This window comes from Methanothermococcus sp., from assembly GCF_015523155.1.
GTDB lineage: Archaea > AGJL01 > Methanococci > Methanococcales > Methanococcaceae > Methanofervidicoccus.
This window is the reverse complement of the sequence record NZ_WAKW01000011.1, coordinates 1-7,357: the sequence shown is the minus strand read 5'-3', so window position 1 is coordinate 7,357 and position 7,357 is coordinate 1. Positions and strand designations below refer to the sequence as shown.

The 7,357-nt window shown below is 30.7% G+C and carries 14 protein-coding genes; 10 read left to right on the top strand and 4 right to left on the bottom strand.

The genetic code is table 11. From position 1 onward, the window contains the following. Positions 1–291 precede the first annotated feature (291 nt). From F7B34_RS01690 to F7B34_RS01665, 6 genes are all read left to right on the top strand, one after another. Positions 292–918, top strand: coding sequence for a class I SAM-dependent methyltransferase (locus F7B34_RS01690; protein WP_292459837.1), 627 nt, complete (start codon positions 292–294; stop codon positions 916–918). After that, positions 900–1,124 (top strand): hypothetical protein, encoded by a 225-nt coding sequence (locus tag F7B34_RS01685; protein WP_394355307.1) that lies wholly within the window; start codon positions 900–902, stop codon positions 1,122–1,124. The genes F7B34_RS01690 and F7B34_RS01685 overlap by 19 nt, the downstream gene beginning before the upstream one ends. Before the next feature lie 225 nt (positions 1,125–1,349). Next, positions 1,350–1,490: a hypothetical protein gene (locus F7B34_RS01680; RefSeq protein WP_292459835.1), complete on the top strand. Its 141-nt coding sequence runs from the start codon at positions 1,350–1,352 to the stop codon at positions 1,488–1,490. Then, a complete protein-coding gene (locus tag F7B34_RS01675; RefSeq protein WP_292459832.1) occupies positions 1,468–1,695 on the top strand; it encodes a hypothetical protein in 228 nt (75 codons plus the stop codon). Before F7B34_RS01680 ends, F7B34_RS01675 begins: the two co-directional genes overlap by 23 nt. Positions 1,696–1,721: 26 nt before the next feature. Then, positions 1,722–1,862, top strand: coding sequence for a hypothetical protein (locus tag F7B34_RS01670; RefSeq protein WP_292459830.1), 141 nt, complete (start codon positions 1,722–1,724; stop codon positions 1,860–1,862). Beyond that, positions 1,859–2,071 carry a hypothetical protein gene (locus tag F7B34_RS01665; protein ID WP_292459829.1) on the top strand — a complete coding sequence of 71 codons (213 nt, stop codon included), beginning with the start codon at positions 1,859–1,861 and terminating at the stop codon, positions 2,069–2,071. The genes F7B34_RS01670 and F7B34_RS01665 overlap by 4 nt, the downstream gene beginning before the upstream one ends. A 76-nt stretch (positions 2,072–2,147) precedes the next feature. Here the strand turns inward: F7B34_RS01665 and rpl18a are convergent, their stop codons facing one another. The 3 genes from rpl18a to F7B34_RS01650 form a co-directional block, all read right to left on the bottom strand. Then, complete coding sequence (gene rpl18a, locus F7B34_RS01660) at positions 2,148–2,375, bottom strand: 50S ribosomal protein L18Ae (RefSeq protein WP_367116330.1); 228 nt, start codon at positions 2,373–2,375, stop codon at positions 2,148–2,150. Between the two features lie 114 nt (positions 2,376–2,489). Continuing rightward, positions 2,490–3,173, bottom strand: a complete 684-nt coding sequence (locus F7B34_RS01655; RefSeq protein WP_292459826.1) for a translation initiation factor IF-6 — start codon at positions 3,171–3,173, stop codon at positions 2,490–2,492. A 63-nt stretch (positions 3,174–3,236) separates the two neighbouring features. Next, positions 3,237–3,488, bottom strand: a complete 252-nt coding sequence (locus F7B34_RS01650; RefSeq protein ID WP_292459825.1) for a 50S ribosomal protein L31e — start codon at positions 3,486–3,488, stop codon at positions 3,237–3,239. 262 nt (positions 3,489–3,750) lie between these two features. Between F7B34_RS01650 and argB the strand changes: the two genes are divergently transcribed. Next, a complete protein-coding gene (gene argB, locus F7B34_RS01645; RefSeq protein ID WP_292459841.1) occupies positions 3,751–4,635 on the top strand; it encodes an acetylglutamate kinase in 885 nt (294 codons plus the stop codon). An 85-nt stretch (positions 4,636–4,720) separates the two neighbouring features. Then, a complete protein-coding gene (locus F7B34_RS01640; protein WP_292459823.1) occupies positions 4,721–5,371 on the top strand; it encodes an endonuclease III domain-containing protein in 651 nt (216 codons plus the stop codon). A 29-nt stretch (positions 5,372–5,400) separates the two neighbouring features. Here F7B34_RS01640 and F7B34_RS01635 read toward each other — a convergent pair whose 3' ends face one another. After that, positions 5,401–5,700: a SemiSWEET transporter gene (locus F7B34_RS01635; protein ID WP_292459821.1), complete on the bottom strand. Its 300-nt coding sequence runs from the start codon at positions 5,698–5,700 to the stop codon at positions 5,401–5,403. Between the two features lie 202 nt (positions 5,701–5,902). Between F7B34_RS01635 and F7B34_RS01630 the strand changes: the two genes are divergently transcribed. Together F7B34_RS01630 and F7B34_RS01625 are read left to right on the top strand one after the other, a co-directional pair. Further along, positions 5,903–7,057: an ammonium transporter gene (locus F7B34_RS01630; RefSeq protein WP_292459820.1), complete on the top strand. Its 1,155-nt coding sequence runs from the start codon at positions 5,903–5,905 to the stop codon at positions 7,055–7,057. 158 nt (positions 7,058–7,215) lie between these two features. Then, the coding region (locus F7B34_RS01625) for a P-II family nitrogen regulator (protein WP_292459839.1) at positions 7,216–7,357 on the top strand (142 nt) is incomplete at its 3' end.

Sequence of the window (7,357 nt, the reverse complement as noted above, 5' to 3'; positions counted from 1 at the left end):
TCTAAAATTATATATTTTCCTCCCTTCCTTTCTTCGTTTAGGAATTTGATTAATTAAATCTTAATTATTTTAGCCACTACTTCCTAGCCTTCATAATATCGTCTTTTTTATAATATTATATTTAGTATGGTGTATATATTTTGACCATACTATTATTATTTTTTTATAATATGCATGTTTATTTTTAAATTTTTAAATTTTTTATTATAATATTATAAAACCATAAAATATATATATTAGATATTATTTATACAAAAAATGATAATACTAAATAATATAAATTGTGATAATATGGTGAATAATGTAAAGCAAGAAGTTAAAACATATTGGGATTTTAGAAGTGATTCCTATGACAATTCTCCCGGTCATTCTGGTTTTGTAGATATTTGGAGAACTGTTTTATCTGAAACTTTTAAAGGGAAAATGAAAATCCTTGATGTCGGATGTGGAACAGGTTTTTTATCATTAATTTTGGCTGAGCTCGGGCATGAAGTTGTCGGTATTGATTTATCTGAGGGAATGCTCAGTAAAGCAAAAAAGAAGGCGGACGATTTAGGATTGGATATTGAGTTTATGATAGGGGATGCCGAAAATCTACCCTTTGAAAATGACTCTTTTGATGCTGTTGTTAATAGGCACCTGTTATGGACGCTCCCAAATCCAGATAAGGCAGTTATGGAATGGGGAAGAGTTATAAAAAATGGAGGTAAATTGATATTGATTGAAAGTGAAAAGAAGGAAGGAAATGTTGCCAACCACCACTATAACGAAGAAATTGCAAAGGAGCTCCCTTTTTCAAACGGCATAGATTTGGAAAAATTCAAAGAGATAGCAAATGAATGCAATTTAACATTTAAAGTAGAAACTCTGGACTGCGAGAAGATAAATTTAATGATTGTTTGCGAAAAAACTTATTAAATGAAGAATTAGGCGTGGATATAGTTCTTTATGATGTTCTTGGAGATGTTGTTTGTGGAGGATTTGCCATGCCTTTAAGAATGGTATTGGCTAAACAAATTTATGTTGTAACTTCCTCCGACTACATGGCAATGTATGCGGCAAATAATATATGCAGAGGCATGAAGGAATGTGCTAAAAAAGGAGGAAATAGGCTGGGAGATTAACTCACAATGTCAGGGTTCATTAGATGAATATATTAGTTGAAGAAATGGTCAATAATATAGGACTTAGATTACAGGTAAGATTCCAATTATATGCTGATTGCTGAGGGTGAGATTAAGGAAAAACTGTAATTGAATATGCTCCTGATAGTAAAATTTCATCTACTTATAGAAAGCTCACCATAGTGGCGTTATTGGAATTTTATAAATCCAACAGTTGGAAAATCCATGCTTGCTAAATTCTACAAAGAAAATAAAATAAACAGTAAAGAGACCATAGCCACAACAATAATAAGTCCATTACCAATAATTTTGGGGGAGAGCATATTTAGGGTGCAGCTACCCCTTGCAATTTCTCCTCGGATATAAATTAGGTACAATATATGTGCTTTTTAATATGTTTTCTGGATTTTTAATGGCTTCAATTGGAATTATATATTCGAATATCGCTTTTGAAAGAAAACCTTTAAACATCAATACCAACAACAATGAAAAAATTATATTCAACAGGGCAGTTATTACAAAAGGCATAAGAAAATATAAAACTTCTAAAAAAAGTAATTCCTATGATTAATATTTACATTACTAATATATTGCCTAATGACGCTTGGTTTAACGGATATTATAAAAGAGATATTTACACCAGTATTTAGCATATTGAATTTACCGGGAGAAGCAGTAATGGTTTTAGTTGCAAATTTTGCCCATTTCTCCGCAGGATATTTACTATGGATATTTTGATAAATAATGGAGTGCTAAATGAGAAGCAGGCATTATTAACGCTGTTAATTGGAAATATAATTGGAGTAACTATGATATATTTAAAGCACTCCATAGGGACTTATGTTGCATTATTTGGTAAATTCGGTCTAAAATTAGCCATGATTAATTATACTATATCGATAATTATAAAAATTTTGCTAATAATGCTCATAATATTATTACTTTAAAAATTAAAAAGAAAATAATGTGCATTTAAAAACCAAAACTGAGGATAAATTAAAATTAGATATAATAATATATATTTCACATGCTAACTATTTTCTGCAAAATAAGGTCTGTGATTTCATCCTCAGATATTTCCTTAATTTCTTCAATTTTTACCATGGTTCTTTTTACATGGTGTTTGCTTCCAATGTCAGAATATATAAATTCCAAAGCGTCCTCTTCTTTTAAAGCTTTGCATTCTTTTGTGAATACCATTGGTTCTTCTTTTCCCAATACTCTTCCTGTTATTCTGAAAACTTTTGCCATGTTATCACCTTTTTCTTTTTTATGGTGATAACAGTAGAAAAACCTTAGTCGGTTTTTCCCAGATGTTATCACCTTTTTGAATGATATATATTTATATATTATTTTTTCTTCTATTTAGTCTATTAAATCAAGACCTTCTTCTATTTTTAACATCTCAGGTCCTGTGGTATCTCCACCTACAATAGCACATTTTGAGTTTGCTATAATGCAGGCACCTACTGATGGGATACCCTTGTTTGCAGTTCCCCTCTCTATGCAATCTATTTTCAAGACATCTTTTATTAGTTCGATTTCCTCATCTGTTGTATTTGGATGAACTAAACAGCCTTTATTTGTGGCAACACCATTTGAACCTACTGTGGAAAGCCCTGCAATATCGCTAACTACGCCCTCAACATCGAGAATATCTTCAATAGTATTTCTAAATTTTTTTAATTCTCTGGAAATTATACAACCTTTATCGTTGGCTAATATTAAATTTCCAAATGCTGTGTTTTTGGCACTTAATTTTTTAACTATAATTTCTATGTTGTTTTCCTTTAAAAATTCGGTGATTAATTCTCGTTCTTTATCCAAAGTAAATGGTGGAAGAATAAGACCATTTGAGTTTGCTACACATAGCGAACCGATTAAAGAACTATTTCCAATGTTTAGGTTTTTAACTGGAATATCCAATACATCGCTATATCTATTTAGGGGTTTCTCCTCGATAAAATGAGGAAACAATCCAAACTTTTCTGTTGCAAGAGAAAGAACTCCAATCATAGATATTCCAGAAAAGTATTCTTTTATTATCATAAATATCACAAATATATAATAAAATTAAAATATTTATAATGAAATAATTAAGATTAATTTTAATTATTCCACCAATATAGCTTTTGCTATACCTTCTTCTTTAACAACTTTAACTCTGATTCTTGCAGGGATTTTGTTTAAACTTCTTTCCCATATTTTTTCGTTGATGGAGTTATCCAATTTTACAACTTCTGACTTTGTATGTCTTTTTAAGAATTCTCTAACTTTTCTTATAGCTCTCGGAGCTCTCTTTGTTGCTTTTGATTTATTTGTAACGTCTCTCAATGGTATTGTATATATTATTTCGTCTTCCATAATTACACCTCAATAATATTAATCTCCAATTAGTGTTTTAATTTTTACTTTTAGTGAGTAATGAAATCATTTATGATTTCATCTGATTTATAGTTTAACCTTATTTTAAATAAAATAACCATATAAAAAATAATATTTAAACATTATGGTTATAATATATTGTGGAATTATAGTTAATTTAAAAGAAATATTATTATATCTACTTATAGTTATGTATTCTTAATATATAAATTTTAAGGAAAGTTATGGTGAAAAGATGGAAATGAACAGAACATTGAAAGCAGAGGTGTTGATTGAAGCTCTACCTTATATATGTAAATTTCAAGACCAAAAAGTTGTAATCAAATATGGTGGTCATGCCATGGTAAATGAAGAGGCTAAAAATTGGATAGCAAAAGATGTGGTTCTTTTAAGATTTGTTGGTTTAAACCCTGTTGTAGTCCATGGTGGAGGTCCTGAAATAAACAAAGCAATGGAAAAGATGGGAAAGAAGCCAGAATTTATTCATGGTCTAAGGGTGACTGATGAGGAAACCCTCGATATTGTTAAGATGGTATTGGTCGGGAAAATAAACGGCGATATTGTATCAAAACTTGGAAGATATGGAGGAAAGGCAGTGGGTCTTTCTGGAAAATCTGGGCACTTAATTAAAGCAAGGAAAAAAATTCAGTATGTGGTAAAAGAGGATGAAAAAATAGAGGTTGATTTGGGTAGAGTTGGAGAAGTGGAAGAAATAAACACTGAATTAATTGATATATTACTTGAAAAAAGATATATTCCAGTTATATCTCCAATAGGTATAGATAATTACGGAAATGCATTTAATTTAAATGCAGATATTGCAGCGGGAGATATAGCGGGAGCAATTAATGCAAAAAAATTGATAATGATTACTGATGTTGATGGTGTTATGGCAGATATAAACGACCCTTCCACACTGTATAAAAAACTTACAATTTCAGAAGTTGAGGAAATGATAGAAAAAGGAATAATTACTGGAGGAATGATACCAAAAATCGAAGCATGTATCAATGCACTAAATAAAGGAGTTAAAAGCGTTCATATTATAAATGGAAAAATACCACATTCTGTGCTTTTAGAGGTATTTACAGAAGAGGGTATTGGAACCATGATTATTAGAGATTAAAATAAGAAAAGAATAAAAAAGGAAAAAAGAAAAATAAAAATAGGATAAATTAAAAATAATGATAAAAAATAATGATAATGATAATATGGACCTAATGGATATATACAATAAATTACTCTCACAATTCGGAGCTCAGTATTGGTGGCCTGCTGAAACTCCATATGAGGTTGTAATTGGTGCAGTCCTAACTCAAAATACATCGTGGAAAAACGTTGAAAAGGCGTTGGAGAATTTAAAAAAAGAGAATTTGATTGATGAGAAAAAAATTTTAAGTATGGATATTGAAAAATTGAAAGAATTAATAAAACCTGCTGGATTTTATAATATAAAGGCGGAGCGGTTAAAAAATATAACAAAATATATTGTTGATAATTACGGAACCACGAATAATTTGGCAAAAACTGAAAAAGATATTAACTCATTACGAAATGAGTTATTGGCAATAAAAGGCATTGGAAAAGAAACATCAGACAGCATATTGCTTTATGCACTAAACAAACCAATATTTGTAGTTGATGCATATACAAGGCGGATATTTAGTAGATGCGGAATTATTGATAAAAGTATGGATTATGATGAAATCCGCCTAATTTTTGAAAATAATATTTTGCTAAATTTAAATGTATACAAAGAATATCACGCATTAATTGTCGAGCTCGGAAAAAATTACTGCAAAAAGAAAAATCCATTGTGCAATGAATGCCCATTATATTGTTGTTGTAAAAAACTCGTTTAATTTTTCTCTTTTCTTTTCCTTTTCTTTTTTTAACATTTTTTTATTTTATTTTTTATATATGATTTATTTTTAAATTCATCCCTTAAAGATATATATAAAATAGGTATCCAAAATATTAACGAAATAATGTTAAATATTATTATTGGATAATCGTTTCTTAATAACCCATAGATTAACCATAAAAACAAACCTGTTGTAAATGATATTACAAAATAAGGGGATATTCCACTCATGTCTTTTGTTTTTAATGACTTAATTAGTTGAGGGAGAGATGCAAAGGTCGTTAATGTGCCTGCCATATATCCAATAATTGTGAAATCCAATGGCATGTTATCATCTTTTTATTTTATCTATTATCTAATATCCTATATTCTATTTTATATATATCATTAAGCAATATACAAAATTTTCCGTATAATTTAAAAATAAAAAGAAAACAGATTCCTTTTTCTTTAAAAAAACATATATATAGGATATAGGAAAACACGTTCCCGTTAATATTAAAAAATATAATTAAAACGAGGTGCGTATATGTCTGGTTTAGATGTGTTTTTCTTTTTGTGGGCAGCATCGTTAATATTTTTCATGAAAGCAGGGTTTGTTGCATTGGAAATTGGTCAGTTTAGTCATAAAAATGCGGCTTACCATTGTGTTTTAAAATTGGTGGATTTATTAGCAGTGTTTTTAGGATATTTAGTTATAGGTTATGGAATTTCATATGGATTTGAAAATATTGTACCGTTAATAACTGGTACATTTAATGTTGAACTTGGTGCATGGTGGATGAAGATGGTTATGTTTGCAGCAGCGGCTGTAACCATTATCACAGGTGGAGTTGCTGAGAGAATAAAAATACTCCCATACTTCATAGGAGCATTACTTGTGGGTGGTATTTTATACCCTATAGTAGAACATCTGGTATGGGGTGGAGGATTTGCAAGTTTAGGTATACCCTTTGCCGACTATGCTGGAAGTGGGGCAGTTCATTTATTTGGTGGTTTAGTTGGATTAGCTGCGGCATGGGCATTAGGACCAAGACTTAGAAAATATATAAATGGCGTTCCTCAGGCATTGCCTGGGCATAACATTCCAATTGCTGTTTTAGGTGCATTTATACTGGCATTTGGATGGTATGGATTTAACATAGGGAGTGCATCAGGTGTTGGTAATGGTTTGGAGCTCGTGCAGGTTGCAATAGCTACAACAATGGCACTTGCAGGAGGTATAGCAGGGGGAGCCCTAAGCTCAAGAAATGACCCACTCTATACAGCAAACGGGATGTGTGCAGGACTTGTTGCAGTATGTAGTGGTGTTAATTTATACACCCCAATAGGAGCTCTGGTTGTTGGACTTTTAGCAGGATTACAGCAGCCATATACATACAAATTTATTGAAGAAAAATTAAAAATAGATGATGTCTGTGCTATTGGACCTGTTCATGCTATGAGTGGATTTATAGGAGTAATCTGTGCAGGTATTCCATTTTTGTTAAGAGACCCATCAGCAACATCATTTGTTGGTCAGGTAATTGGGGCTATAGTAATTGCTTTAATAGCTATAATTGGTGGTGTAATCATATACAAAGGGCTTGATTTAACAATAGGTTTAAGGGTTTCCGAAAAAGCAGAGAAGGATGGGCTCGATGAAAGTGTTCTTCACGTAAGGGCATACTCTGAAATGGATTAATTATATTATTCGCAAAAATAATAAAACCTCTATGAATGGACATATATTCCCATTTAGGGAATATTAAATATCTTTTTTTAGTATTGTAGGAATCAGGATTCTTTTTTCCGTAATAATCTATTTATGTTTATTTTAAATTAAATTATGTTGGTGATGATATGAAAAAGATTGAAGCAGTGATTAGACCTGAAAGAATGGACATTGTTAAAAACGCATTAGCAGAAGCTGGTTATGTTGGTATGACTGTTGATGAAGTTAAAGGTAGAGGTATTCAGGGAGGAATTACCGAAAGATACAGAG